This window comes from Saccharopolyspora rosea, from assembly GCF_025643595.1.
GTDB lineage: Bacteria > Actinomycetota > Actinomycetes > Mycobacteriales > Pseudonocardiaceae > Saccharopolyspora > Saccharopolyspora rosea.
Genome location: NZ_CP102826.1, coordinates 971,940 through 995,736 on the forward strand (window position 1 = coordinate 971,940; position 23,797 = coordinate 995,736).

At 70.7% G+C, this 23,797-nt stretch carries 19 protein-coding genes; 14 read left to right on the plus strand and 5 right to left on the minus strand.

What is annotated here, in order from left to right:
• The first annotated feature begins 20 nt into the window (after positions 1-20).
• The 4 genes from NV263_RS04815 (at position 21) to NV263_RS04830 (ending at position 3,781) form a co-directional block, all read left to right on the plus strand.
• Positions 21-1,754 carry a pyruvate dehydrogenase gene (locus NV263_RS04815; RefSeq protein WP_263251348.1) on the plus strand — a complete coding sequence of 578 codons (1,734 nt, stop codon included), beginning with the start codon at positions 21-23 and terminating at the stop codon, positions 1,752-1,754.
• Between the two features lie 69 nt (positions 1,755-1,823).
• Positions 1,824-2,672, plus strand: a complete 849-nt coding sequence (locus NV263_RS04820; RefSeq protein WP_263251349.1) for a helix-turn-helix domain-containing protein — start codon at positions 1,824-1,826, stop codon at positions 2,670-2,672.
• Positions 2,673-2,864, plus strand: coding sequence for a DUF397 domain-containing protein (locus NV263_RS04825; protein ID WP_263251350.1), 192 nt, complete (start codon positions 2,673-2,675; stop codon positions 2,862-2,864).
• A gap of 68 nt (positions 2,865-2,932) precedes the next feature.
• Complete coding sequence (locus tag NV263_RS04830) at positions 2,933-3,781, plus strand: class I SAM-dependent methyltransferase (protein ID WP_263251351.1); 849 nt, start codon at positions 2,933-2,935, stop codon at positions 3,779-3,781.
• 194 nt (positions 3,782-3,975) lie between these two features.
• Here the strand turns inward: NV263_RS04830 and NV263_RS04835 are convergent, their stop codons facing one another.
• Positions 3,976-5,379: a glycosyltransferase family 39 protein gene (locus NV263_RS04835; protein ID WP_263251352.1), complete on the minus strand. Its 1,404-nt coding sequence runs from the start codon at positions 5,377-5,379 to the stop codon at positions 3,976-3,978.
• A gap of 271 nt (positions 5,380-5,650) precedes the next feature.
• On the opposite strand from NV263_RS04835, the gene NV263_RS04840 reads away from it, so the two are divergent.
• From NV263_RS04840 to NV263_RS04850, 3 genes are all read left to right on the plus strand, one after another.
• On the plus strand, positions 5,651-6,916 hold the full coding sequence (locus tag NV263_RS04840) for a sensor histidine kinase (protein ID WP_263251353.1): 1,266 nt from the start codon (positions 5,651-5,653) through the stop codon (positions 6,914-6,916).
• Positions 6,909-7,568 (plus strand): response regulator, encoded by a 660-nt coding sequence (locus NV263_RS04845; protein WP_263251354.1) that lies wholly within the window; start codon positions 6,909-6,911, stop codon positions 7,566-7,568. The genes NV263_RS04840 and NV263_RS04845 overlap by 8 nt, the downstream gene beginning before the upstream one ends.
• 398 nt (positions 7,569-7,966) lie before the next feature.
• Complete coding sequence (locus NV263_RS04850; RefSeq protein ID WP_263251355.1) at positions 7,967-8,773, plus strand: S1 family peptidase; 807 nt, start codon at positions 7,967-7,969, stop codon at positions 8,771-8,773.
• A gap of 181 nt (positions 8,774-8,954) precedes the next feature.
• Here the strand turns inward: NV263_RS04850 and ileS are convergent, their stop codons facing one another.
• Positions 8,955-12,086 (minus strand): isoleucine--tRNA ligase, encoded by a 3,132-nt coding sequence (gene ileS / locus NV263_RS04855; RefSeq protein ID WP_263251356.1) that lies wholly within the window; start codon positions 12,084-12,086, stop codon positions 8,955-8,957.
• Between the two features lie 143 nt (positions 12,087-12,229).
• On the opposite strand from ileS, the gene NV263_RS04860 reads away from it, so the two are divergent.
• From NV263_RS04860 to NV263_RS04870, 3 genes are all read left to right on the plus strand, one after another.
• Positions 12,230-13,018: an IclR family transcriptional regulator gene (locus NV263_RS04860; RefSeq protein ID WP_263251357.1), complete on the plus strand. Its 789-nt coding sequence runs from the start codon at positions 12,230-12,232 to the stop codon at positions 13,016-13,018.
• A 172-nt stretch (positions 13,019-13,190) separates the two neighbouring features.
• Positions 13,191-14,054 carry a fumarylacetoacetate hydrolase family protein gene (locus tag NV263_RS04865; protein WP_263251358.1) on the plus strand — a complete coding sequence of 288 codons (864 nt, stop codon included), beginning with the start codon at positions 13,191-13,193 and terminating at the stop codon, positions 14,052-14,054.
• 140 nt (positions 14,055-14,194) lie between these two features.
• The gene (locus NV263_RS04870; protein WP_263251359.1) at positions 14,195-17,017 is read left to right on the plus strand and encodes a penicillin acylase family protein; all 2,823 of its coding nucleotides are present in this window, start codon (positions 14,195-14,197) and stop codon (positions 17,015-17,017) included.
• Here the strand turns inward: NV263_RS04870 and NV263_RS04875 are convergent.
• Entirely contained in the window at positions 16,981-17,184 is a 204-nt protein-coding gene (locus NV263_RS04875) for a hypothetical protein (protein ID WP_263251360.1), read from the minus strand. The genes NV263_RS04870 and NV263_RS04875 overlap by 37 nt on opposite strands.
• 26 nt (positions 17,185-17,210) lie before the next feature.
• Positions 17,211-17,357 carry a hypothetical protein gene (locus tag NV263_RS04880; RefSeq protein WP_263254472.1) on the minus strand — a complete coding sequence of 49 codons (147 nt, stop codon included), beginning with the start codon at positions 17,355-17,357 and terminating at the stop codon, positions 17,211-17,213.
• Between NV263_RS04880 and NV263_RS04885 the strand changes: the two genes are divergently transcribed.
• Entirely contained in the window at positions 17,356-18,339 is a 984-nt protein-coding gene (locus NV263_RS04885) for a GlxA family transcriptional regulator (protein ID WP_317630395.1), read from the plus strand. The two genes, NV263_RS04880 and NV263_RS04885, sit on opposite strands and share 2 nt — an antisense overlap.
• Positions 18,340-18,499: 160 nt before the next feature.
• Positions 18,500-19,753 carry an amidohydrolase gene (locus NV263_RS04890; protein ID WP_263251362.1) on the plus strand — a complete coding sequence of 418 codons (1,254 nt, stop codon included), beginning with the start codon at positions 18,500-18,502 and terminating at the stop codon, positions 19,751-19,753.
• A 95-nt stretch (positions 19,754-19,848) separates the two neighbouring features.
• On the opposite strand, the gene NV263_RS04895 is transcribed toward NV263_RS04890, so the two are convergent.
• Complete coding sequence (locus NV263_RS04895) at positions 19,849-21,342, minus strand: L-lactate MFS transporter (protein ID WP_263251363.1); 1,494 nt, start codon at positions 21,340-21,342, stop codon at positions 19,849-19,851.
• 371 nt (positions 21,343-21,713) lie between these two features.
• Between NV263_RS04895 and NV263_RS04900 the strand changes: the two genes are divergently transcribed.
• Both NV263_RS04900 and NV263_RS04905 read left to right on the plus strand, forming a co-directional pair.
• Positions 21,714-22,133 (plus strand): DUF485 domain-containing protein, encoded by a 420-nt coding sequence (locus NV263_RS04900; RefSeq protein WP_263251364.1) that lies wholly within the window; start codon positions 21,714-21,716, stop codon positions 22,131-22,133.
• Positions 22,133-23,731: a solute symporter family protein gene (locus tag NV263_RS04905; protein ID WP_263251365.1), complete on the plus strand. Its 1,599-nt coding sequence runs from the start codon at positions 22,133-22,135 to the stop codon at positions 23,729-23,731. Before NV263_RS04900 ends, NV263_RS04905 begins: the two co-directional genes overlap by 1 nt.
• Positions 23,732-23,797 lie beyond the last annotated feature (66 nt).

Here is a 23,797-nt window from a genome sequence, read left to right on the forward strand (position 1 = left end):
CCGAACGCCGGAGGACGATCATGCCCACAGTCGCCGAGCAGTTCATCGAGGTCCTCGTCCAGGCTGGTGTGCGGCGGATCTACGGCATCGTCGGGGACAGCCTGAACCCGGTGGTCGACGCCGTGCGCCGCACCGACGGCATCGAGTGGGTGCACGTCCGCCACGAGGAGGCGGCGGCGTTCGCGGCGGGTGCCGAGGCGCAGCTGACCGGTCGGCTCGCGGTGTGCGCGGGCAGCTGCGGGCCGGGCAACCTGCACCTGATCAACGGCCTGTTCGACGCGCACCGCAGCGGTGCGCCGGTGCTCGCGCTGGCCTCGCACATCCCGTCCGAGCAGATCGGGACCGGGTTCTTCCAGGAGACCCACCCCGAGGAGCTGTTCAACGAGTGCAGCCACTTCTGCGAGCTGCTGTCCCAGCCCGAGCAGATGCCGCGGCTGCTGCGCAGCGCGATCCAGACGGCGGCGGGACGCCGCGGCGTCTCCGTGCTCGTGCTGCCCGGTGACGTCGCGCACAAACCGGCCGCGAAACCCACCGGGGAAGGCGTCGTGGAATGCGAACCGCCGACCGTGGTGCCGTCGTCGGCGCAGGTCGACGAGTTCGCGGAGGTGCTCAACTCGGCCGAGCGGGTGATGTTGTTCTGCGGCGCCGGGACGCGCGGCGCGCACCAGGAGGTCATGCAGCTGGCCGGACGGCTGAACGCACCGGTGGGGCACGCGCTGCGCGGCAAGGAGTGGATCCAGTACGACAACCCCTTCGACGTCGGGATGAGCGGTCTGCTGGGCTACGGCGCGTGCCACGAGGCGATGCACCGCGCCGACCTCGTCGTGTTGCTGGGTACCGACTTCCCCTACGACAACTTCCTGCCCCAGGCCAACACCGTGCAGGTCGACATCGAGCCGTCCCACCTCGGTCGTCGCACCGTGCTGGACCTCGCCGTGCACGGCGACGTCGGTGAGACGATCCGGGCGGTCCTGCCGCAGGTGCGGCAGAAGACCGACCGGTCGTTCCTGGACCGGATGCTGGGCGAGCACGCCGACCAGCTGGAGCGGGTGGTCGACGCCTACACCCGCAACGTCGAGAACCAGGTGCCGATCCACCCCGAGTTCGTCGCCGATGTGCTCGACGACCTCGCCTCCGAGGACGCGGTGTTCACAGTGGACACCGGGATGTGCAACGTGTGGGCGGCGCGCTACGTCACGCCCAACGGACGGCGGCGCGTGCTGGGCTCGTTCGTGCACGGCTCGATGGCGAACGCGCTGCCGCAGGCCATCGGCGCGCAGATCGCGGCCCCGGACCGGCAGGTCATCTCGATGTCCGGGGACGGCGGTCTGTCCATGTTGCTCGGTGATCTGTTGACGCTGCGCACCCACGGGTTGCCGGTCAAGACGGTGGTCTTCAACAACTCCTCGCTGGGCATGGTCAAGCTGGAGATGCTCGTGGACGGCCTGCCCGACTTCGGCACCGACCACGACAGCGTCGACTTCGCCGCGATCGCCGCCGCGGCGGGGATCCACTCGGTGCGCGTGGAGAAACCCGGCGAAGTCCGCGACGCGCTCGCCGACGCGCTCGGCAGGCCCGGGCCCGCGCTGGTGGACATCGTCACCGACCCCAACGCGCTGTCCATCCCACCGCGCATCACCGGAACCCAGGTCAAGGGATTCGCGCTCGCGGTCAGCCGGACCGTCCTTTCCGGCGGTGTCGGCAAAATGGTGCAGCTCGCGCGCAGCAACCTGCGCAACGTGCCGCGTCCATGAGCATTCGCCCACATGTCCCACGTGTGATGGGGTGATGACGCACGGTGGGCGGACGTGGAAACTGGGATCATGACAGTGAGTCCCACCGTGCGTCGGCGACGTCTCGCAGCGGAACTGCGCCGGCTGCGCGCCAAGGCGGAGGTCACCCAACAGCAGGCAGCGGCGCACCTCGGCTGCACGCAGGCCAAGATCGGTCGGTTCGAGACCGCCAAGCGGTCCCCTTCGGTCGGTGACGTCTCGGGGTTGCTGGACTTCTACGCGGTCGAGGGTGCGGAGCGGGAGCAGCTGATCAACCTCGCCCGAGACGCCCGCAAACGGGGCTGGTGGCATTCCTACAGCGACGTTCTTCCCGAGTGGTACGAGACCTATGTGGGGTTGGAAGCCGAAGCGTCTTCGATTCACACCTACGAGTCGGAGGCGATTCCGGGTTTGTTGCAAACACGCGAGTATGCGCATGCGCTCACGAAAGCGACGCTCATTCGGGCGGACGATTCAGAAATAGCCCGAAGAGTTGATCTTCGGATACAACGGCAGCAGCGCGTCACCGGTCCCAACCCGTTGGAGCTGTGGGCGGTGGTCGGCGAACCCGCGCTGCGGCGTCGGGTCGGCGGCTCCGATGTGCTGCGGCGCCAGTTGGAGCACGTGCTGAAACTGGTCGAACTGCCGCACGTGACGCTGCAGGTGATGCCGCTGGACGCCGGAGCCCACCCCGCCCAGGCCGGCCCGTTCGTCATCCTGCGCTACTCGAATCACATCGACCCGGATGTGGTTTATTTGGAAACCCATGTGGGCGGTCTCTACCTCGAAAGGGAGATAGAGCTGTCGAACTACGTGACGATGATGGACCATTTACGTGCGCATGCGCTAAACCCTGAAAGGTCCGTCCAACTCCTCAACGAGCGCATTGGAGAGCTGTAAATGGCACACATCACCGGCTGGCGCACGAGCACCCGCACGCAGGGGCAGGGCCAGTGCGTCGAAGTCGGCTTCGGTGTCGACTGCGTCGGCGTCCGCGACACCAAGAACCGCACCGCCGGGCACCTGACCGTCGCGCCGCGACGGTGGCAGGAGTTCGTCCTCGGCATCAAGCGCGGCATGTTCGACTTCTGAAGCCGCATTGTGGCTCCGCTCCGCCGAGCGGAGCCACCTCCACTGCGATCCGACGGGAAGGGAAGCCGGTGACCGACTTCGACGCGGCCACTCGATCGATGATCCGCGCGAACCAGGCGAACTGGGACGAGCGCACCCCGGTGCATGTCGCGAGCGAGTTCTACGGGCTGGACGGCAGTCGTGCCGCATCCGACTGGTTCGCCCCGTTCGAATGGGACGATCTCGGCGACCTGACCGGATTCGACGTGCTCCACCCGCAGTGCCACCTCGGAACCGAGACCCGGGCGTTCGCCGAGCGCGGCGCGCGCAGCACCGTCGGACTCGACTTCTCCGCCGAGGCGATCCGACAGGCCCGGCGGATCGCCGCTGACGGCGGGCTGGACATCGAGTACGTGCACGCCGACGTCCACGCCGCCGGTGACGCGCTGTCCGGCCGTCGGTTCGACCTGATCTACACCGGCAAGGGTTCGTTGTGCTACCTGCCCGATTTGCCGCGCTGGGCGGACGTCCTCAGCGGACTGCTGCGGCCGGGCGGGGTGCTGTACGTGGTGGAATTCCACCCCCTGCTCAACTCGCTGGGCCCGGTCCCGCGTCCCGGCGAGGGCGACGAACTGCTGCTGCGCAACGACTACCTGTCCGGTCGCGGCGCGGTGGAACGCGACGCGCGGCGGACCTACACCGACGGCCCGGAGTTGCGGGAGGCGACGGTCAGCTACGAGTGGCGGCACGGCCTCGGCGAGGTCGTCAACGCCGTGATCGGGGCGGGGCTGTCGGTGACGAAGGTGCGGGAGACCGAGCTGCTGCCGTGGCCGCGTTGGGGGTCGATGGTCCGCGCGGACAACGGGTGGTGGCGCCTGCCCGAGAGCGCTCCGCGCATTCCGCTGCTCTACGCGCTGCGCGCGGTCAAACCGAGCTGAACCGCGAAGGTCCACGGTGGGCGCCCGGAGCGCAGGCGTGTGGCCGTGTGGTGCGCCGGGGCTGCTGTGCTGCATTTCCGGGTCTCCCTTCCACTCGCGGCTTTCGCCGGGTCGTTGTGCTCGGGGACGTGACGCGTACGGCTCGTCGCTGGTCCCCGCGAAGCCGGTTCGTCGCAGCGGATGTCGGTCGGTGGTCAGGTGAGGGACTGCACTCGCGGCCAGATCTGGTCCCAGGAAGCCGTTCTGCCGCTCAGCAGCCACAACGACAGTTCCCCGCTTTCGAGTTGGCGCACCGTGGTGAAGTGGTGTTCCAGCGGCGAGTGGGCGGGGCCCGCGTAGAGCACCGAGTCGATGCGGTCCGCCGGTGGACCGAAGTACCCGTAGCCGCGGTGCGGACTGCGGACCTCCGGGAGGCCGTACTCGGCGGCGCCGACCTCCAGTGCCGCCGCGACGTAGTAGGGCTCGCCGACGACCGCGGTGTGGGCGCGCTGCGCGGGCGGCAGCGCTGCGTACGCCGCCGCGACGCGGCGGGGCAGCTCGTCACCGGTCGGCAAGCCGAAGGTCCGGGCCAGGGACGTCGACGCCAGGAGCATGAAGACCGCGGCGGCCGCGGACGCGGTGTAGAAAAGCCAGGCCGTCCAGCGCCATCGGCTCCGGCCTGACTCGCGGCGGCGTTGCAGTCCCACCGCTCCGGCGGCGACGGCCACCCCGTAGAGGCCCACGATGTAGTACGGACGGCCCGCGGTGGCGATGAAGAACCCGTACAGCAGCAGGATCGTGACGGCGAAGAAGCGGTAGGAGCGCAGTTCGGCGGAGAACAGCAGCCGGTACACGCCGATGAGGACCAGCGCGCATCCGGCGACTCCGGCGTAGAGCACCAGCGTGACGGCCGTGCCGCCGCGGCCACCGGAGAGCAGCGCGGACTCGTCTGCCACCACGGCGCCCATCCGCAGCTGCGGCCACCCGTGCTGCGCCTGCCAGATGAGCGTCGGGAGCGCCAGCGCGGCGGCGATCCCCGCACCGCCCCACAACCCCGGTCGCCGCAGGACGTCTCGCGGACCGACCGCGAGGACCGCGACCAGCAGCGTGCCGCAGAGCAGGGCGACCTGGACCTTGGTCTCCATCGTCACGCCGGCGAGCGCGCCGAACGCGAGGAGCAGCCGGTCGTCGGCGCGGCCTTCGTCGCGCAACCGCACCCAGCGCACGAGCGACCAGGTCAGCAGCAACCACAGCAGCGGTTCGAAGGTGTAGGGCGTCACCCAGTGGCCGATGAGCGAGGTCCACAGACCGGTCGCCGCGGCTCCGGCGGACAGGACCTGCGCGCGGCGGTCGGCGCCGAACTCGCGGGCGATCAGCGCGGTCACCACCACGGCACCTGCGGTGGCGAGGACCGCCGGGAGCCGGAGCACGGGCAGCGCTCCCGGTGCGATCCGGTCCATCGCGGCGGCCAGCAGCGGTACCAGCGGCGGTTGGTCGGCATAACCCCAGTCGAGGTGGAACTTCCCGGCCGCGAGCATGTAGACCTCGTCGATCCAGAAGCCGTCCCGCAGGCTGAACGCCAGCTGGACGACCGCGACGAGCGCGGCGATCGAGAACACCGGCCACCTGGCCAGGCGCGGTGGGCCGGGCCGCGGTGCGGCGGGGACTCTCGCTGACAGCAGCGCCTCGGACATCTTTCCCCCAGTGGATTCGTCGGAACGTCACCGATTCAAGCGCGCGGAGCGGGCCGCCGGGTACCGCGATCAGTAGGGGACCGACTGGCCGGACGTTGTGATCTCGCCGAACGGCCGCAACTTTCGTTGACTCCTCGACCGACGTTGGTTGGTGTTTCCGGCGTACCGGGTGCGGACGGTGGCTAACGTGGTTCGCGTGAAACGTCCGCTGTGGCGGCTGTTGTGGCGGAACTGGCGGGAGGCCGCCTTCGACGTGGCCCTCGTGCTCGGGCTCCAGCTCCTCGGCCGCATCCTCGTCGCCCTCTTCCCGAGGCAGAGCCCGCCGGAGGCTTATGCCTGGATCGGTGGCGAGTGGGCCAGCGACGTCCTCATGATGCTGCTCTGCCTCGGTCTGCTGGTGCGGCGGCGTTTCCCGCTGACGCTGATGGTCCTCACCGCACTGATCTCCGCGGCGCAGGTCCTGCTGATCGAGTTCGGCCCCGGGCCGCTGCTGGTGATCAACCAGCTGTCGGACCCGTGGCCACCCGGGTTGTCGGCGTTCGCGATCTACGCCGCCGTGGTCTACACCCGGGGCCGCAGGCGGTGGTTGTTCGCCCTGAACCTGGTGAGCATCGTGACGCTGCTGTCCGCGCGCCCGTGGGAGAGGCCGGAGGGGGACACGCTCGTCACCAGCGTCGTGCTGACGATCTTCCCGCTGCTGCTCGGCCTGTACGTGCGGGCCCGCCGACGGCTGGTGGACGCGTTGCGCGGGCGCGCGGAACGGGCCGAGCGGGAACGGGAGCTGCTGGCCGAGCAGGCGCGCGCCGAGGAACGCGCCCGACTCGCCGCGGAGATGCACGACGTGGTGACGCACCGGGTGAGCCTGATGGTGCTCCAGGCCGGCGCGCTGGAGGTCGCGGCCGCGGACCCGGAAACCCGCCGCGCCGCGGGGGAACTGCGCGCCGGCGGGTGCGAGGCGCTGGGCGAGTTGCGCGACCTGGTCGGCGTGCTGCGGTCGGGCCGCGAGGGCCCCGCCGAGGAGCCGCCGATCCCGACGGTCGCCGTGCCGGACCTGTCCGAACTCCTCCAGCAGTCCGAGGCTGTGGGCGTCCCGGTCGATTTCGCGGTGGAAGGAGATCCCGCGTTGGTGACGGGGGCGGTCGCGCGCACCGCCTACCGGGTCGTGCAGGAAGCGCTGACCAACGTGCACAAGCACGCCTACGGCGCGGACGTCGCGGTCCGGATCGTCTACGGCGGCGACCGCGTGCGGTTGTCCGTGCGCAACTCCGCGCCGGCCCGGCTGAGCGAGGCCGCGGCGGAGCTGGCGGCCAGCGGATCGGGCGCGGGCTTGCTCGGGCTCCAGCAGCGGGTCGAGCTGGTCGGTGGTGAGTTCCACGCGGGACCCGTCGCCACCGGCGGTTTCGAGGTCGACGCGGTGCTTCCGGCGTACGTGCCGACGGGGGAGGTGACCGCCGGTGGTTGAGCCGATCCGGGTGCTCGTCGTCGACGACGAACCGATGGTCTGCGCTCACCTGCGCACGATCCTCGGTTCGGCGGACGACATCGAGGTCGTGGACACCGCGCAGGACGGTGCGGCGGCGGTGGAGAGCGTGATCCGGCACCGGCCCCGGGTGGTGCTGATGGACCTGCGGATGCCCGGGGTGGACGGGCTCACCGCGACCGAGCGGATCTGCGCGATGCCCGACGCTCCCGCGGTGGTCGCGCTGACCACGTTCGACGCGGACAAGTACGTGCTGCGCGCGCTGCGGGCCGGGGCGGCCGGGTTCCTGGTCAAGTCGACACCGCCCGAGGACCTCATCGGGCTTGTGCGCGTCGCGGCGGACGGGCACACGGTGCTCTCCCAGGAGGCGAAGCGGCGGCTCGTCGCCGCTTCCGGGGACGAGCGCGCCGCTCGGCAGCACGCCGTCCGGTTGGTTCGCGACCTCACCGAACGTGAGGTGGACGTGCTGGCCTGTCTGGGGCAGGGCTTGTCGAACGCGCAGATCGGGCAGCGGCTGCACCTGTCCGAGGCGACCGTGAAGAGCTACGTGTCGCGGATGTTGGACAAGCTGTCCTGCGCGAACCGGCTTCAGGCGGCGCTGTTGGCCTACGACGCCGGGCTGGTGCCCAGGTAGGGCGGCCGGGTACTAGGCCAACCAGTTGAATCTTCACGCACTTCCGCTGCGCCGAACGGGTCTGGAATATTCCAACCGATATTCGGTAGACCAGAGGGTGACACGTCCGCTACAGGTGGCGGTCGGGGCCACGGACGTGTCTGCGATCACCGGGACGGGGCCCGGTGGTCAACGCTGGTCGGAGGGGTCCGGCCGCGGTCGGGGTGCCGCCCGGTGCGTTCGGGGTGCGCCGGGGGGCACCCTCCCGTCCGGTGCGGAGATTTGCCCTGCGGTGTCTGGGAAAACGGCAAATTTCCGTTCTTTGTGGGGTTCTCGGGCGTCGATATCGTGCGATCAGTTCGCAGCCGTGCGTAACCGACTCGCGAGTTGCGCATCCCGACTCCACGAGGAGAAGCACGATGGTCGATGCCGCACGCCGTCTGACCCGGTTGGCCGGAATCGCCGCGGCCGCCGCCGCGACGATCGCGCCGCTGGCCGCCGCACCCGCCACCGCCGCGCCGCGGGACGTCTCGCCCTACATCGTGGGCGGGCAGGACACCGACATCTCCCAGCACCCGTTCACCGTCGCCCTGGTGACCCCGCAGGGGCAGCAGTTCTGCGGCGGTTCCCTGGTCGCGCCGAACAAGGTGCTCACCGCGGCGCACTGCACGTCCGACCAGCAGGCGGGCGACATCAACGTGGTCAGCGGTCGGACCACGATGAGCTCGCAGGACGGCACCGTGTCGAAGGTGACCAACATCTGGGTGCACCCGAAGTACCAGGACGCCAGCAAGGGTTTCGACGTCTCGGTCCTCACCCTCGACGCGCCGGTCAAGGAAGCGCCGATCCAGCTGGCCAAGGCCGATGACGCCGGGTACAAACCGGACAGCCAGGCCACCATCCTCGGGTGGGGCAACACCAGCGAGGGCGGTCAGCAGTCCGACCACCTCAAGCAGGCGACCGTGCCGGTGAACGCCGACGCCACCTGCAAGGCGGCGTACCAGGAGTACACCCCGGACGCGATGGTGTGCGCGGGCCTGCCGGAAGGCGGTGTGGACACCTGCCAGGGCGACTCCGGCGGTCCGCTGGTCGTGGGCGACCGGTTGATCGGCGTGACCTCGTTCGGCAACGGCTGCGCCCGGCCCAAGCAGCCCGGCGTCTACGCCCGCGTCGGCGCCTACTACGACGACCTGATGCAGCAGATCGGCTCGGGCTCGCAGCGCTAGTTTCCCGGTCGTCACGGTGTCGTGGTGTGCGGCGGGGCGAGTTGCCGGAACCGCTCACCGGAGGAGGAAGCGGCTGCTGCCGCCTGCCGTGGCCCTTCGGACCAGGTCGCAGCCAGGCACCGAGCACCCGTCGGCCCGTTCGTCCTGTCGAGGGCGGACGGGCCGTGCGCGTTGAGCGGGTTCACCCGATCTTGCGCAGCTGGGCGGTGAACCCGAGTTCGGGGGCGTGGTGCTCGGCGGACGCGTCGGCGGTTTCGGCGAATTCGGTGGCCAGGACGGCGCGGGCGATGTCGTCGGCGTGCTCCAGGACCGCGTCGCGGACCTCGCCGGACGCCCGCCAGCGCACCGCGATGCGGTCGGCTACGTGCAGGCCGTCGCGCCTGCGGCAGTCCTGGAGGAAGCGGACGACCTCCCGGGCCAGGCCCGCGCGCCGCAGCTCCGGGGTGATCCCGGTGTCCAGGGCGATGGTCACGTCGTGCTGCGACTCGACGACCCAACCGCTGCGGGGGACCTCGCTGACGTGCACGTCGTCGGTGGTGATCGGCACTCGTTCGCCGTCGACCTCGACCAGTGCGCGGCCGGTGGCGCGCAGCCGCTCGGCGAGTCGGTCCGGGTCGGCGGCCGTGATCGCGGCGGCCACCTCCTGGGTGCAGCGCCCGAACCTGCGGCCCAGCGAGCGGAAGTCCGGCCGCACCGAGACGTCCAAGACCTCGCCCGCCGCGGACAGCGGCTCCAGCCGCCGGACGTTGAGCTCGTCGGCGAGGTCGTCGAGCAGTTCCGCGGGCAGGGCGATGCCGGACGGGATCCCGAACAGCGCTCGCCCCAGCGGTTGGCGGACCTTCACCCCGCCGTCGCGGCGCGCCGCGCGGCCGGCCTCCGCCAACCGGCGGACGACGTCCACTCTGGACAGCAGCGCGGTGTCGACCAGGGCGGTCTCGGCTCGCGGCCACCGGGCCAGGTGCACCGACTCGGCGGCGTCCGGCGCGCCCGGGCGGACGACGTCCTGCCAGACCTGTTCGGTGAGGAACGGGATGAACGGGGCGAGCAGCCGGGTCAGCACGTCGAGGCAGGTGTGCAGCGTCGCCAGCGCGTTCACCTCGCCGTCCCAGAACCGCCGCCGCGAGCGGCGGACGTACCAGTTGGACAGGTCGTCGACGAACGTCGCCAGCGCGCGACCGCACCCCGCCGTGTCGTAGTCCTCCAACCCCGCGTCCACGCGCTGGACGAGGCGGTGCAGTTCGGCCAGCACCCAGCGGTCCAGGAAGTGGCGGTGCGCGGGCGGATCCGCGTCGGCCGGGACCCAGTCGGACAGGCTCGCGTAGCGGGTGAAGAACGAGGCGGTGTTCCAGTAGGTCATCAGGACGCCGCGGACGATCTCCCGCAGCGGGCCGTGCCCGACCCGCCGCGCCGACCACGGCGAACCAGAGCAGAGCATGAACCACCGCAGGGCGTCCGCGCCGTGCTCGTCCATCAGCGGCAGCGGTTCGAGCACGTTGCCGAGGTGCTTGCTCATCTTGCGGCCGTCCTCGGCCACGATGTGCCCGAGGCACAGCACGTCGTCGTAGGCGGACCGGTCGAACAGCAGCGTGCCGACCGCCATCAGGGTGTAGAACCAGCCGCGGGTCTGGTCGATCGCTTCGCAGATGAACCGCGCCGGGTAGTTGTTCGCGAACGCGGCGACACTGCCCGCGGCGTGCGGGAAACCCAGCTGCGCGAACGGCATCGACCCGGAGTCGAACCAGGCGTCGACGACCTCGGGCACGCGGGTGGTCGGGTCGCCGCATTCCGGGCAGGGGAACCGGATTTCGTCCACGTGCGGGCGGTGCGGGTCGAGTGCGGACAGGTCGCGCCCGGCGAGGTCGCCGAGTTCGGCGCGGGAGCCGACGGCCGTGGTGTGCCCGCCCGAGCACCGCCACAGCGGCAGCGGCGTGCCCCAGTAGCGGGACCGCGACAGGGCCCAGTCCACGTTGTTGTCCAGCCAGTCGCCGTAGCGGCCGTGCTTGACGTGGTCCGGGTACCAGGTGGTCCGCTCGTTCTCCCGGTGCAACGCGTCGCGGATCGCCGTGGTGCGGATGTACCAGGACAGCTGCGCGTAGTACATCAGCGGCGTGTGGCAGCGCCAGCAGTGCGGGTACGGGTGCTCGAAGGTGGTGTAGCGCAGCAGCAGGCCGCGGTGCCGGAGGTCGTCGGCGAGCACCGGATCGGCGTCCTTGAAGAACAGCCCGCCGACCAGCGGGACGTCCGCGGCGAACCGGCCGTCGCCGTCCACCGGGTTGACCACCGGCAGGCCGTTCTCCCGGCAGACGGCCAGATCGTCGACGCCGAACGCGGGGGCCTGGTGCACCAGGCCGGTGCCGTCGGTGGTGGAGACGTAGTCGGCGAGCACCACGCGGTGCGCGTCCGGGACGTCGACCAGCTCGAACGGCGGCTCGTACGGCACGCCTTCCAGCTCCCGGCCGGACAGCTCGGCCAGCACCTCGACGTCCTCCCCGAGGACCGTCGAGACCAGCGGTTTCGCCACCACGAACGTGCCCTGGACGGTGCGCACCACCTGGTAGCGGACCTCGGGGTGGGCGGCCACGGCGGTGTTGGACACCAGCGTCCACGGCGTCGTCGTCCACACCAGCAGGTCCACGTCGCGGTGCCCGGCCAGCGCGCCGCGCACCGGGAACCGCACGTAGGCCGACGGGTCCTGCACGTTCTCGTAGCCCTGGGCGACCTCGTGATCGGACAGCGTGGTGCCGCAGCGCGGGCAGTACGGCGCGACCCGGAAGTCTTCGACGAGCAGACCGGTGCGGAAGATCCGCCGCAGCGCCCACCACACGCTGTCCACGTACTCCGGCGACATCGTCCAGTAGGCCGCCGACAGGTCGACCCAGTAGCCCATCCGCTCGGTGACGGCCTCGAACTCGCCCACGTGGCGCTGCACCGACTCCCGGCAGCGGGCGTTGAACGCGGCGATGCCGATCCGCTCGATGTCCGGCTTGCCGTTGATGCCGAGTTCCTGCTCGACCGCGAGTTCCACGGGCAGCCCGTGGCAGTCCCAGCCGGCCCGGCGGGGCACCGAGCAGCCCTTCATGGTCTTGAAGCGCGGCAGCACGTCCTTGAACACGCGCGCTTCGACGTGGTGGGTGCCCGGGGTGCCGTTGGCCGTGGGCGGGCCCTCGTAGCACACCCACCGCGGCCCACCCGCGGTCTGCTCCAGGCTGCGTTCGAACACCCGGCGCTCGCGCCACCAGTCGATGGTGCGCCGCTCCATGTCCGGCAGGTCGATCGACGGGGGCAGCGGGCGGAACGCCAGACGTCCCTCCATGGCCCCATGCTCACACCTCGCGGCCCGGCCGACCGGGTGGGACGTCCTGCCCGGTGCGCGGCCACGTCTCGCTGTACTGTTCGGTAGGGCGCGTCTGCGCAGGTCGGACGGCCTTTCGGCAGCGGAGCAGGAGGAAGTGCGGCGTGCGGGCGGAATCGGCCACCGCCGAGTCGGCGGGCAGCGGGCAGAACGTGGTGAAGTCCGCCGACCGGGCACTGGTGATCCTGGAGCTGCTGTCCCGCGGCCGGCACCGGCTCAGCGACATCGCGGAGACCCTGCGGCTGCCGCTGTCCAGCGCGCACGGCCTGCTCGGCACGCTGGTGCACCGGGGTTTCGCCGAGTTCGACCCGGCCTCCCGCACCTACGGGCTCGGGCTCAAGGCGTGGACGGTCGGCCAGGGCTACGCCGGCCACCGCGACCTCGTCGGCCTGGCATCGCCGCTGATGGACGGGCTCGCGCAGGACACCGGGGAGACCGTGCAGCTGTCCCGGCTGGACGGCACCGAGAACGTCTCCATCGCGATCGCCGAGTCGCCGCAGCCGATGAAGCTGGTCTCGGCGGTCGGCATGCGGCTGCCCGCGCACGCGGTCGCGCTGGGCAAGGCGCTGTTGGCGGGACTGCCGCCGGACGAGCTGCGGCGCCGCTACCGGGGAGCGGAGCTCCAGCGCTGCACCGCGAACACGGTCCGCGATCCGGAGGAGCTGTTCACCGAGGTCGAACTGACCAAGCAGCGCGGGTACGCGGTGGACGACGAGGAGTACATCATCGGGTGCCGCTGCGTGGCCATGCCGATCCGCGACCACTCCGGCGAGGTCGTCGCGGCCCTGTCGGTCGCGGCACCGACACCGCGCTGCGGACCGGACTGGACGGACCTGACCCGGGTTCCGCTCGCCGCCGCGGTGGACGCCCTTCAGCGGCAACTTCGCCGCTGACCGGGCTTTTCCGGTACGACCGGCGTTCGGCTCTTGCCCGCGGGGTGGTCCGGCGTCCAAGCTCGGAGAGCTGCCGAACCCCTTGGTTTCGGAGTGCGACTCGACGAGGAGCGCGCTCACCCGGCCGTACCAGCACAGACACGGGCAGCGCCATCGCGAGTGAAGGAGCACGATGAAGTTTCTGAGGTTGGGGACCGTCGGGTCGGAGCGTCCGCACGTGCGGGACGACGAAGGTCGTCTGTTCGACCTGAGCCCGATCACCGCCGACATCGACGGCACGTTCCTGGCCGGGGGTGGCGTGCGGCGCACCGCCGAGGCGCTGGCGGCGGGTGCGCTGTCGCGGGTGGAGGATCCCGGCGACGGCACCGGTCTGCGGGTCGGCGCGCCGATCGCACGTCCCGGCGCGGTGCTGTGCATCGGGCAGAACTACTCGGCGCACGCCGCCGAATCGGGATCGGCTCCACCGGAGGTGCCGATCCTGTTCTTCAAGCATCCCAACACCGTCGTCGGCCCGTACGACGAGGTGCTGATCCCGCGCGGGGCCGAGAAGGTCGACTGGGAGGTCGAACTGGGCGTGGTGCTCGGGCGGCGGGCCCGGTACCTGGACAGCGCGCAGGAGGCGTTGGACTGCATCGCCGGGTTCGTGGTGTCCAACGACGTCACGGAGCGGGCGTTCCAGAACGAGCACTCCGGCGGGCAGTGGTCCAAGGGCAAGTGCTGCGAGACGTTCAACCCGGTGGGGCCCTGGTTCGTCCCCGCGTCGGAGGTGGCCGATCCGCAGGCGCTGCGGTTGCGTTCGTGGGTCAACGGCGAGGCGCGGCAGGACTCCACGACCGCCGACATGATCTTCGGCGTGGCCGAGCTGGTCCGGAACCTGTCGCAGTACCTGGTGCTGGAGCCGGGCGATCTGCTCAACACCGGGACGCCGCAGGGCGTGGCGTTGTCCGGCCGGTTCCCGTTCCTGGCGGCCGGCGACGTGGTGGAGATGGAGATCGAGGGCCTCGGGCGGCAGCGCCAGCAGCTGAAGTCGGCGTGATCGAGGGGGCCCGGCGCACTGCCGGGCCCCCGCCTCTGTGCCAGGTTGAGCCGTTCGGTGCAATCCGAACGTGAATCCCTTTCGTTTTCGATGGTGGGGCGTCTAGCGTTCCCGCTTGTCGATCAACGAGAGGACCTGGCATGTCACGTCGTCAGCGCGCGGCCGCCGTGCTCAGCGCGGCGGCGGTCGTCGGCTCGCTGCTCATCGCACCGGCCGCGACCGCGGAACCGGATCCGGACTACTGCCGCGGGCAGTGCGACGAGATCCTCCCGCCGGGGCAGAACGGCAACGCCACCTTCGCCGACCTCGTCTCGCACATGCTGCTCGGCACCAGGCCGAAGCACTCCGACGACCAGATCGACAAGTACGACCGGCTCGCCGGCGGCTACAAGCGGCTGACGACCGACAACATCCGGGACTTCTTCAACGACAACTCCTTCGGCGTGCGGCCCGACGACGTCGAACGCAGCTACCAGCCGCGCCGCGACGTGACGATCGTGCGGGACAAGACCGCCGGCATCCCGCACATCCACGGCAGCACGCGCTCCGGCACCGAGTTCGGCGCCGGGTACGCCACCGCCGAGGACAAGCTGTTCCTGATGGACGTCCTGCGCCACGCCGGACGCGGTGAGGTCAGCTCGTTCGCCGGTGGCGCGCCCGCCAACCGCGAGCTGGAACAGCGCTTCTTCGCCACCTCCCCGTACACCGAGCAGGAGCTCCAGCAGCAGATCGACAGCGTCGCGAAGCAGGGGCCGCGCGGCAGGCAGGCGCTCGCCGACGCGCAGTCCTACGTGGACGGGATCAACACCTACATCGACAAGTCGCACCAGGGCCGGTACTTCCCCGGGGAGTACGTGGCCACCGGGCACGTCGACCCGATCACGAACGAGGGGCGGATCGAGCACTTCAAGCTCACCGACCTGGTGGTGCTCGCCTCGCTCGTCGGCGCCCAGTTCGGCGGTGGTGGTGGCGGCGAGGTGCAGAACGCCATCGCCCGGATGGCCCTCGACGAACGGTTCGGGCCCGAACGCGGCGAGCAGATCTGGCGCACCTTCCGGGCGGAGAACGACCCCGAAGCCGTCTCCACGGTCCACGATGGACAGTCGTTCCCGTACGGCGGGACACCGGCCCACCCCACGGGTGTGGCGATGCCCGACCCCGGCTCGGTGACCGAGCAGCAGCTGGTGTTCGACCCCACCGGTTCGGCCGCGAAACCGGACAGCACCACCTCGCGTCCCGAGTCGGCAACGCCGCGCCCCCGTTCCGACGATCCGGTCGAGAGCCTGCGCGGCATCTTCGACGACGGCGTCGTGCCGCGCGGCATGGGACAACCGCACGGGATGTCCAACGCACTGGTCGTCTCCGGTTCGCACACCGCCAGCGGCCACCCGGTGGCCGTCTTCGGGCCGCAGACCGGGTACTTCGCGCCGCAGCTGCTCACCCTCCAGGAGCTGCAGGGGCCGGGCATCTCGTCGAAGGGCGCGTCGTTCGCGGGCCTGAGCTTCTACACCCTGCTCGGTCGCGGCCAGGACTACGCGTGGAGCGCGACCACCGCGGCGCAGGACATCATCGACACCTACGCGGTCCCGCTCTGCGAACCCGACGGCCGCCCGGCGACCAAGGACTCCGACCACTACCTGTTCCACGGCCAGTGCCTGCCGTTCAAGGTCGTCGAACGCGATGACGCGTGGAAGCCCAACCTCGGGGACAGCACCCCGGCCGGGTCCTACCGGCTGGTGTCGCTGCGCACCGAGTACGGCCCGGTGACCCATCGCGCCACCGTCGGCGGCAAGCCGGTCGCCTACACCACGGCGCGCAGCACCTTCCTGCACGAGGTCGACTCGATCATCGGGTTCCAGAAGTTCAACGACCCGGGCGCGATCACCTCGGCGCAGGCGTTCCAGCGCGCGGCCCACGACATCAACTACACGTTCAACTGGTTCTACGCCGACTCGCGCGACACCGCCTACTTCAACTCCGGCGCCAACGTCGCGCGCAAACCCGACGTCGACCCGAGCATGCCGATCGTCTCCGACCCCGCCCACGAGTGGCAGGGCTGGAACCCGGCCGACAACACCGCCGCGTACGCGCCCTTCCAGCAGCACCCCCACTCGATCAACCAGGACTACTACATCAGCTGGAACAACAAGCAGGCGCCCGGCACCAGCGGAGCCGGACTGGAGAAGAGCGCCGTGCAGCGCGGTGATCTGCTCGACCGGCGGGTGTCCGCGCTCGCCGCCGGGGGCGAGGTCGACCGGGCGAACCTCACCCGGGCGATGGCCGACGCCGGCGTGGCCGACCTGCGCGCCGAGCGGATCCTGCCCGACCTGCTGCGCGTCATCGACAGCGCTCCCGTCTCCGACCCCGCCGACGCCGCGCGGGTGAAGGAGCTGCGCGACTGGCTGGCCGACGGCGGCAAGCGCGTGGAGACCTCGCCCGGCAGCCACCACTACGCGCACGAGTCGGCGATCCGCCTGATGGACGCCTGGTGGCCGCTGCTGGTGCGCGGCGAGTTCGAACCGGCGCTGGGTTCCGACGCCTACCAGGCGCTCACGCACGCCATGCAGATCAACGAGTCGCCGTCCGGCTGGCAGAACGGGGAACCCGGGCTGCACGTCGGCCAGGGGCACCAGGGTTCGGCGTTCCAGTACGGCTGGTTCGGCCAGGTGTCCAAGGACATCCGCGGCGTGCTCGGCGAACCCGTGCCCGGCGGCTTCGGCGCACCGCTGTGCGGCGGGGGAGACCCGTCGGCCTGCCGCCAGGTGCTGCTGGACACGTTGGAGCAGGCGGAGCGGACACCGGCGGACCAGACCTACCCCGGCGACGCGGACTGCCAGGCCGGGGACCAGTGGTGCGCCGACTCGATCGTGCACTCCAAGCTCGGCGGCATCAGCCAGCGCAAGATCAGCTGGCAGAACCGGCCCACCTACCAGCAGGTGGTCGAGTTCCCGGCCCACCGCTGACCCGCCGCGCGGTCGCGGCAGGACACCGGAGCGCCCCCGTCCCGCGGGGCGCTCCGGTGTCCACTTCGGACACCTCGGTCGTCGCGGCGGACCCGCCGGACCACCGCGGCGGTGAGGGCGAACGCCACCGCGGCCTCGATCAGCAACACCGTCCACACCTCGGTCATCGCGCACTCCTGTCCAGGACTTCCCGTCACGGCAACGGCTTCCGGACGCCCAGCGCCAGCGCGGTGGCGGCCACCCGCCAGGCGCGGTGCAGCAGGGTCATGCCGACATCGTCGGGCGCCGCCGGGACGCGAACGAGTGGCCTGATGGCCAACATGTGCAAGAATCGGGCCATGGCCGTGTTCCGACACCCCGATCGGCACCGGATCGCGGTCCTGGTCCGGCCGGGACTCCTGCCGATGGAACTGGGGATCGTGCACCAGCTGTTCTCGCAGGCCGCGGGGCCGGACGGGCAGCCGCTGTACGAGGTCGTGACCTGCGCCGCCACCCCCGGCCAGGTGCGCACCACCGCCGACTTCCCGGTCGGCGTGGCCCACGGGCCGGAGGCCCTGGCCGAGGCCGACACCGTGTTCGTCCCGGCGAGCGACGAGGACTACGCGCCCCCGGCCGACGGGCGCCTGACCCCGGAACTCGCCGACGCCCTCGGCCGCATCCGGCCGCACGCCCGGATCGCGTCGATCTGCACCGGAGCGTTCGTGCTCGCGGGCGCGGGACTGCTCGACGGCCGCCGGGCCACCACGCACTGGAACGCCGTGGACCGGTTCCGCAGCCGGTACCCGGACGTCGACCTCGACCCCGACGTGCTCTACGTCGACGAGGGCACCGTGCTGACCTCGGCGGGCGAGGCGTCCGGGATCGACCTGTGCCTGCACATGATCCGGCAGGACCACGGCAGCGCGGTCGCCAACGAGGTGGCCCGCTCGACGGTCGTGCCCGCACACCGGGACGGCGGCCAGGCGCAGTTCATCCGCCGGGCCGTCCCCGAACCGGGGCAGTCGTCCACCGGCCGGGCGCGCGAGTGGGCGCTGCGCAACCTCGGCGACGTCCTGACGCTGCGCGAACTCGCGTCCCGGGAGTCGATGAGCGTGCGCACGTTCACCAGGCGGTTCCGGGACGAGACGGGCATGTCGCCGTTGCAGTGGCTGACGCGGCAGCGCGTCGAACGCGCCCGGCAGCTGCTGGAGGAGACGGACCTGCCGGTCGACCGGATCGCCCGGGACGCCGGGTTCGGCACCGCGGCGTCGCTGCGGCAGCACCTGCGAGCCCAGCTCGGCACCTCGCCGAGCGCCTACCGCAGCACGTTCCACGGCGCCTGAGAGCCTGCTTCCGAACTCGTTGTGCGCGGCGGCGCTGGTTGCCGTGCCACGCGCGAAGACCGGTCCTGAATCGGCCGTCGGATTGGCCGATTCCCGCGTTCCGTTCCATGCTCGCGCGTGGCAGCGTGGTGGCGCATGTGAGTGAGGATCGGAGGTGCACATGGTCGACGTGAGCGCCGTGTTGGGGCGACTTCCGGACATCCGCGGCGATCTGACCGAGCTGTACGAGGACCTGCACGCCAACCCGGAGCTGTCGTTCGCCGAGCACCGCACCGCCGCGGAGGTGGCGCGCCGGCTGGAGGCGCTGGGGCTGGAGGTGGCCACGGGCGTCGGCCGCACCGGAGTCGTCGGCGTGCTCCGCAACGGCGACGGCCCCACCGCGCTGCTGCGCGCCGACTTCGACGCGCTGCCGGTGCTGGAGCAGACCGGTCTCGACTACGCCAGCACCAAGCGGGGCACCGACCCGGACGGCAACGACGTCCCGGTGATGCACGCGTGCGGGCACGACATGCACGTCACCTGCCTGATCGGCGCGCTCGACCTGCTCGTCCACGCGCGGGAGAGCTGGTCGGGCACCGTGCTGGCGGTGTTCCAGCCGGCCGAGGAGATCGGCGCGGGCGCCCGGGCGATGGTCGAGGACGGGCTGTTCGAGCGGTTCGGCACCCCGGACGTGTGCCTCGGCCAGCACGTCTTCCCGTTCCCGGCGGGCACGGTCGGCTGGCTCAGCGGCCCGAGCATGTCGGCCGCCGACGGGTTGCGCGTCACCCTGTTCGGCCGCGGCGCGCACGGTTCCCAGCCGGAGAACTCCGTCGACCCGGTGGTGCTGGCCGCGGCGACCGTGATGCGGTTGCAGACCGTGGTGTCCCGCGAGATCGCCGCCGCGGACCGCGCGGTGGTGACCGTCGGCGCGATCCGCGCGGGCACGAAGGACAACATCATCCCGGACCAGGCGGAACTGCGGATCAACGTGCGCAGCTTCGCCGAACCGGTCCGGGAACGGGCCATCGCCGCGATCAAGCGCATCGTCCGCGCCGAAGCGGCCGCCTCCGGAGCCGAGCGCGAACCCGAATTCGAACCGATCCACGACTTCCCGGTCCTGGTCAACGACCCGGACGCCACCGAGCGCACGGCGGCGGCCCTGCGCAAGCAGCTCGGCGACGGCAACGTCAACCGGCTCGACCCGGTCACCGGCAGCGAGGACGTCGGCATCTTCGGCACCGCCGCCGGCGCTCCGACCTGCTACTGGATGTTCGGCGGCGTCGACCCGGACGCCTTCGCCGCGGCCGAGCGGGCGGGCACCCGCGCCCGCGACATCCCCTCCAACCACTCGCCGTTCTTCGCGCCGGTCGTCGAACCCACGCTCACCACGGGCGTCACGGCCATGACCACGGCCGCCCTGGAATGGTTGGGGTGACAGCGCAGGTCCGGTGCGGACGGGCAGGCCCCCGGAGATGACGAACGGCCCCCTGGTGTCCGGTTCGGACGTCAGGGGGCCGTTCGGTTGCGGGGTCAGTGCTGGGGGGAGTCGGTCTTCGCCTTCTCCTCGGCGGCGTCGGCCTCCGCCGGTTCCGCCGCCGCTGCCTCCGGCTCGACCTCAGCGGCAGCCGACTCAGCCTCAGCAGCCGGCTCCGCCTCGGCGGCCTCGGCCGGTTCCGCCGTCTCGGCCTGCGGCCCGGTTCCGGCGGCCGGGGCCGGTTCGTGGAAGCGGGCGTCGACCGGGCGGATGAGCTCGTTGGCGACGAAGCCGACGACCAGCAGCGCGATCATGATGTAGAAGGACACCGAGTACAGGTCGGAGCCCGACTTGCCCGCGCTCTTCCCGGCGTCGGCGAGGGCGTCCACGATCAGCGGCCCGAGGACGCCCGCCACCGACCAGGCGGTGAGCAGGCGACCGTGGATGGCGCCGACCTCGTAGGTGCCGAACAGGTCCTTGAGGTAGGCGGGCATGGTGGAGAACCCGCCGCCGTAGAAGGACAGGATCAGCATGCCGCAGGCGATGAACAGCGGGACGCTGGAGGTGCCCAGCAGCATCAGGCCCACGTAGAGCAGCGCGCCGCCACCGAGGTAGAGGCGGTAGATGTTCTTGCGCCCCACCGCGTCGGAGGCCGAGGACCAGACGAAGCGGCCCAGCATGTTGGTCAGCGACAGCATGGACACGAAGGCCGCGGCCAACCCCGCCGACACCGGCGTCGAGGTGCCGGAGAAGAAGTCCTTGATCATCGGCGCGGCCTTCTCCAGGATGCCGATGCCCGCCGTGACGTTGAGGCACAGCGCCGCCCACAGCAGCCAGAACTGCGGGGTGCGCAGGGCGTTGCGGGCCGAGACGCGCGGTCCGGCCGCCTTCGCGGTCTGCTCGGGCGGGTTCCAGCCCTTCGGGCGCCAGCCCTCCGGGGGCACCCGGACCAGGAACACGCCGATGCTCATGACCACGGCGTAGACGATGCCGTGCACCAGGAACGTGGCGGCGATCCCACCGGAGGTCTTGCCGAACCCGTTGAGCATCGCGGTCGACCACGGGGAGGCGATGAGCGCGCCGCCGCCGAAGCCCATGATCGCGATGCCGGTCGCCATCCCGGGGCGGTCGGGGAACCACTTCATCAGCGTCGACACCGGCGAGATGTAGCCGATGCCGAGACCGATCCCGCCGATGACGCCGTAACCCAGCACCACCAGCCAGTACTGGGACGCCGCCATCCCCGCCGCGGAGACGAGGAAGCCCGCGGCGAAGCAGATCGTGGACACCAGCATCGCCCAGCGCGGTCCGCGCCGTTCCACCAGCGTGCCGCCGAACGCGGCGGACAGCCCGAGCACCAGGATCCCGATCTGGAACGGCAGAGCGCTGCCCGACCCGCTGATGCCCAGGCTGTTCTCCAGCGGGGTTTTGAAGACGCTCCACGCGTACACCTGCCCGATCGACAGGTGAACGGCCAATGCCGCGGGGGGAACGAGCCAACGATTCCAGCTCGGCGGTGCGACAATTGGGTAGCGGTCGAGTAACTTCAACGACTCCGACCTCCTGCTCTGCGGATTGTGGCGGCGCTGATTGCCTGGGAAATCCGGGGGGATCTTACAACCGGCGATGCCGCTGTCCAGACCTCGAACGCGACGGCCGGTGTAACGCCGGTCGACGGAAGCGCGACATCTCCAATAACGGAGGACAATGGGCGTCGATCACCCATGCAGCCGAGTCGATTTGCCCGAATTTACTCGGCGGTCGCAGAATGGTGACATCGCAGTGACGTGGATTACTCCGTTCGGTTCAACGCGCTGCTGCGCGCGATCCAACGACCGTACCCCCTGTACGTCCGCAATTTGGGCGGATTAGCCTGCGCCATCAGGGGATTCCTCGGCACAGTTGGCCCAGGGAGGCTGCTATGAGCACAACCACCTCGTCGAGCGTGCATCGTCGTAGGTGGGAACACGAACCCGCGGGCGGCGTCGCGCAATTCGGCAACGCCGGCCAGCGGGCTCTGCGGAGGACGGCCGAGCGGCCTGATTTCGACGCCATTCGGCGCAGTGCCGACTTCGCCGACCTGCGACGGCGGGTGCGGCTGTTCATCTTCCCGGCGGGGGCACTCTTCTTGTTCTGGTACGTCGGCTATGTACTGCTCGCCGCATATGCCCCCGCATTCATGAGTCAGAAGTTGTGGGGAGCGGTCAACGTCGGACTGGTGCTCGGACTCCTCCAATTCGTTTCGACCGGCGCGCTGACGCTGCTTTACGTCCGCTACGCGCGGCGCACCATCGACCCGCGCGTCGACCGGATCCGTGAGCAGGCGGGAGTCGACAACTGATGGCACTGAGCATGGGCGCCACCGGGGACCCGAAGGTCACGGTGAGCATTTTCGCGGTTTTCGTCGTCGCCACCCTCCTCATCGTCTACCGGGTGAGCAACCGGCGGGCCAGCGCGGCGGACTACTACGCGGCGGGGAGCAACTTCACCGGCCGGCAGAACGGCATCGCACTGGCCGGGGACTGGCTGTCCGCGGCGAGTTTCCTCGGCATCACCGGCGCGATCGCGGTGCACGGCTACGACGGATTCCTGTACTCGGTCGGATTCCTGGTGGCGTGGCTGGTCGAGCTGCTGTTCATCGCCGAATTCGTCCGCAACACCGGCCGGTTCACCATCGGCGACGTGCTCGCCTACCGGATGCGCCCCAAACCGGTGCGGGCGGCCGCGTCCACCGCGACGCTGGTGATCTCGTACTTCTACATGGTCGCGCAGATGGCCGGTGCCGGTGGACTGGTGGCGCTGCTGCTGGACGTGCGCAGTCCGACCGGGCAGGCGCTGGTCATCGCGGGCGTCGGGCTCATCATGATCTTCTACGTGCTGCTCGGCGGCATGAAGGGCACCACGTGGGTGCAGATCATCAAGGCCACCGCGCTGCTGATCTGCGTGGTCCTGGTGACGATGTTCCTCACCGGCAAGTTCCTGTACAGCTTCTCGTCGCTGCTGGAGAGCGCGGCCGCCCACAGCCCGCTGGGCGGGCGGCTGCTCAACCCGGGTGCGCAGTACGGCAAGAGCGCCACCACCAAACTGGACTTCGTGTCGCTGTCGCTGGCGATCGTGTTCGGCATCGCCTGCCTGCCGCACGTCGTGATGCGCTTCTACACGGTGCCCAACGCCCGGGAAGCCCGCCGGTCCGTCGTCTGGATCACCTGGGCGATGATCGTGTTCTACCTGGCCACGCTGATCATGGGCTACGGCGCGACCGCGCTGGTGGGCTCGGACGTGATCAGCAGCGCGCCGGGCGGGGAGAACTCGGCGGCACCGCTGCTGGCGTTCCGCATCGGCGGCACGGTCCTGCTCGGTCTGGTGGCCGCGGTCGCGTTCGCCACGATCCTGGCCGTGGTGGCCGGGCTGACGCTGACCGCCGCGACGTCGTTCGCGCACGACGTCTACGCCACCGTGATCAAGCGCGGCCAGGCCGAGGTGGAGACGGAGATCAAGGTCGCGCGCATCACCGCCGTGGCCGTCGGGGTGCTCTCGATCGCCGGTGGTGTGCTGGCCATCGACCAGAACGCGGCGTTCATGGTCTCGCTGGCGCTGGCCCTGTCGGCGTCGTCGAACCTGCCGACGCTGCTGTACACGCTGTTCTGGAAGCGGTTCAACACCAGGGGAACGCTGTGGTCCATCTACACCGGACTCGTCTCCTGCCTGCTGCTGATCCTGTTCTCCCCGGTGGTCTCCGGTGATCCGGCCGCGATGTTCCCCGACGTCGACTTCGCCCTGTTCCCGCTGAAGAACCCGGGCATCGTGTCGATCCCGCTGTCGTTCCTGGCCGGGGCCATCGGCACGTTCCTCGGCGAGCAGGAGGCGCCCGAAAAGCAGGTCGAGATGGAGGTGCGTTCGCTCACCGGCATCGGTTCGGGGCTGAGCCGGCACCGCTGACCGGCGGTCGTCGGGCGGTCCGCGCGGCGCGGCGAGCACGGCCGCGTTCCGGCGCTCCGGCTCGTT

Bases quoted from the DNA above. Each gene is read 5' to 3' on its own strand.
- NV263_RS04825 (WP_263251350.1), top strand. From the start codon at position 2,673: ATGGCACACATCACCGGCTGGCGCACGAGCACCCGCACGCAGGGGCAG.
- NV263_RS04815 (WP_263251348.1), top strand. From the start codon at position 21: ATGCCCACAGTCGCCGAGCAGTTCATCGAGGTCCTCGTCCAGGCTGGT.
- NV263_RS04905 (WP_263251365.1), top strand. From the start codon at position 22,133: ATGGCACTGAGCATGGGCGCCACCGGGGACCCGAAGGTCACGGTGAGC.
- NV263_RS04865 (WP_263251358.1), top strand. From the start codon at position 13,191: ATGAAGTTTCTGAGGTTGGGGACCGTCGGGTCGGAGCGTCCGCACGTG.
- NV263_RS04850 (WP_263251355.1), top strand. From the start codon at position 7,967: ATGGTCGATGCCGCACGCCGTCTGACCCGGTTGGCCGGAATCGCCGCG.
- NV263_RS04900 (WP_263251364.1), top strand. From the start codon at position 21,714: ATGAGCACAACCACCTCGTCGAGCGTGCATCGTCGTAGGTGGGAACAC.
- ileS (WP_263251356.1), bottom strand. From the start codon at position 12,086: ATGGAGGGACGTCTGGCGTTCCGCCCGCTGCCCCCGTCGATCGACCTG.
- NV263_RS04880 (WP_263254472.1), bottom strand. From the start codon at position 17,357: ATGGCCCGATTCTTGCACATGTTGGCCATCAGGCCACTCGTTCGCGTC.
- NV263_RS04875 (WP_263251360.1), bottom strand. From the start codon at position 17,184: ATGACCGAGGTGTGGACGGTGTTGCTGATCGAGGCCGCGGTGGCGTTC.
- NV263_RS04820 (WP_263251349.1), top strand. From the start codon at position 1,824: ATGACAGTGAGTCCCACCGTGCGTCGGCGACGTCTCGCAGCGGAACTG.
- NV263_RS04885 (WP_317630395.1), top strand. From the start codon at position 17,356: ATGGCCGTGTTCCGACACCCCGATCGGCACCGGATCGCGGTCCTGGTC.
- NV263_RS04870 (WP_263251359.1), top strand. From the start codon at position 14,195: ATGTCACGTCGTCAGCGCGCGGCCGCCGTGCTCAGCGCGGCGGCGGTC.
- NV263_RS04890 (WP_263251362.1), top strand. From the start codon at position 18,500: ATGGTCGACGTGAGCGCCGTGTTGGGGCGACTTCCGGACATCCGCGGC.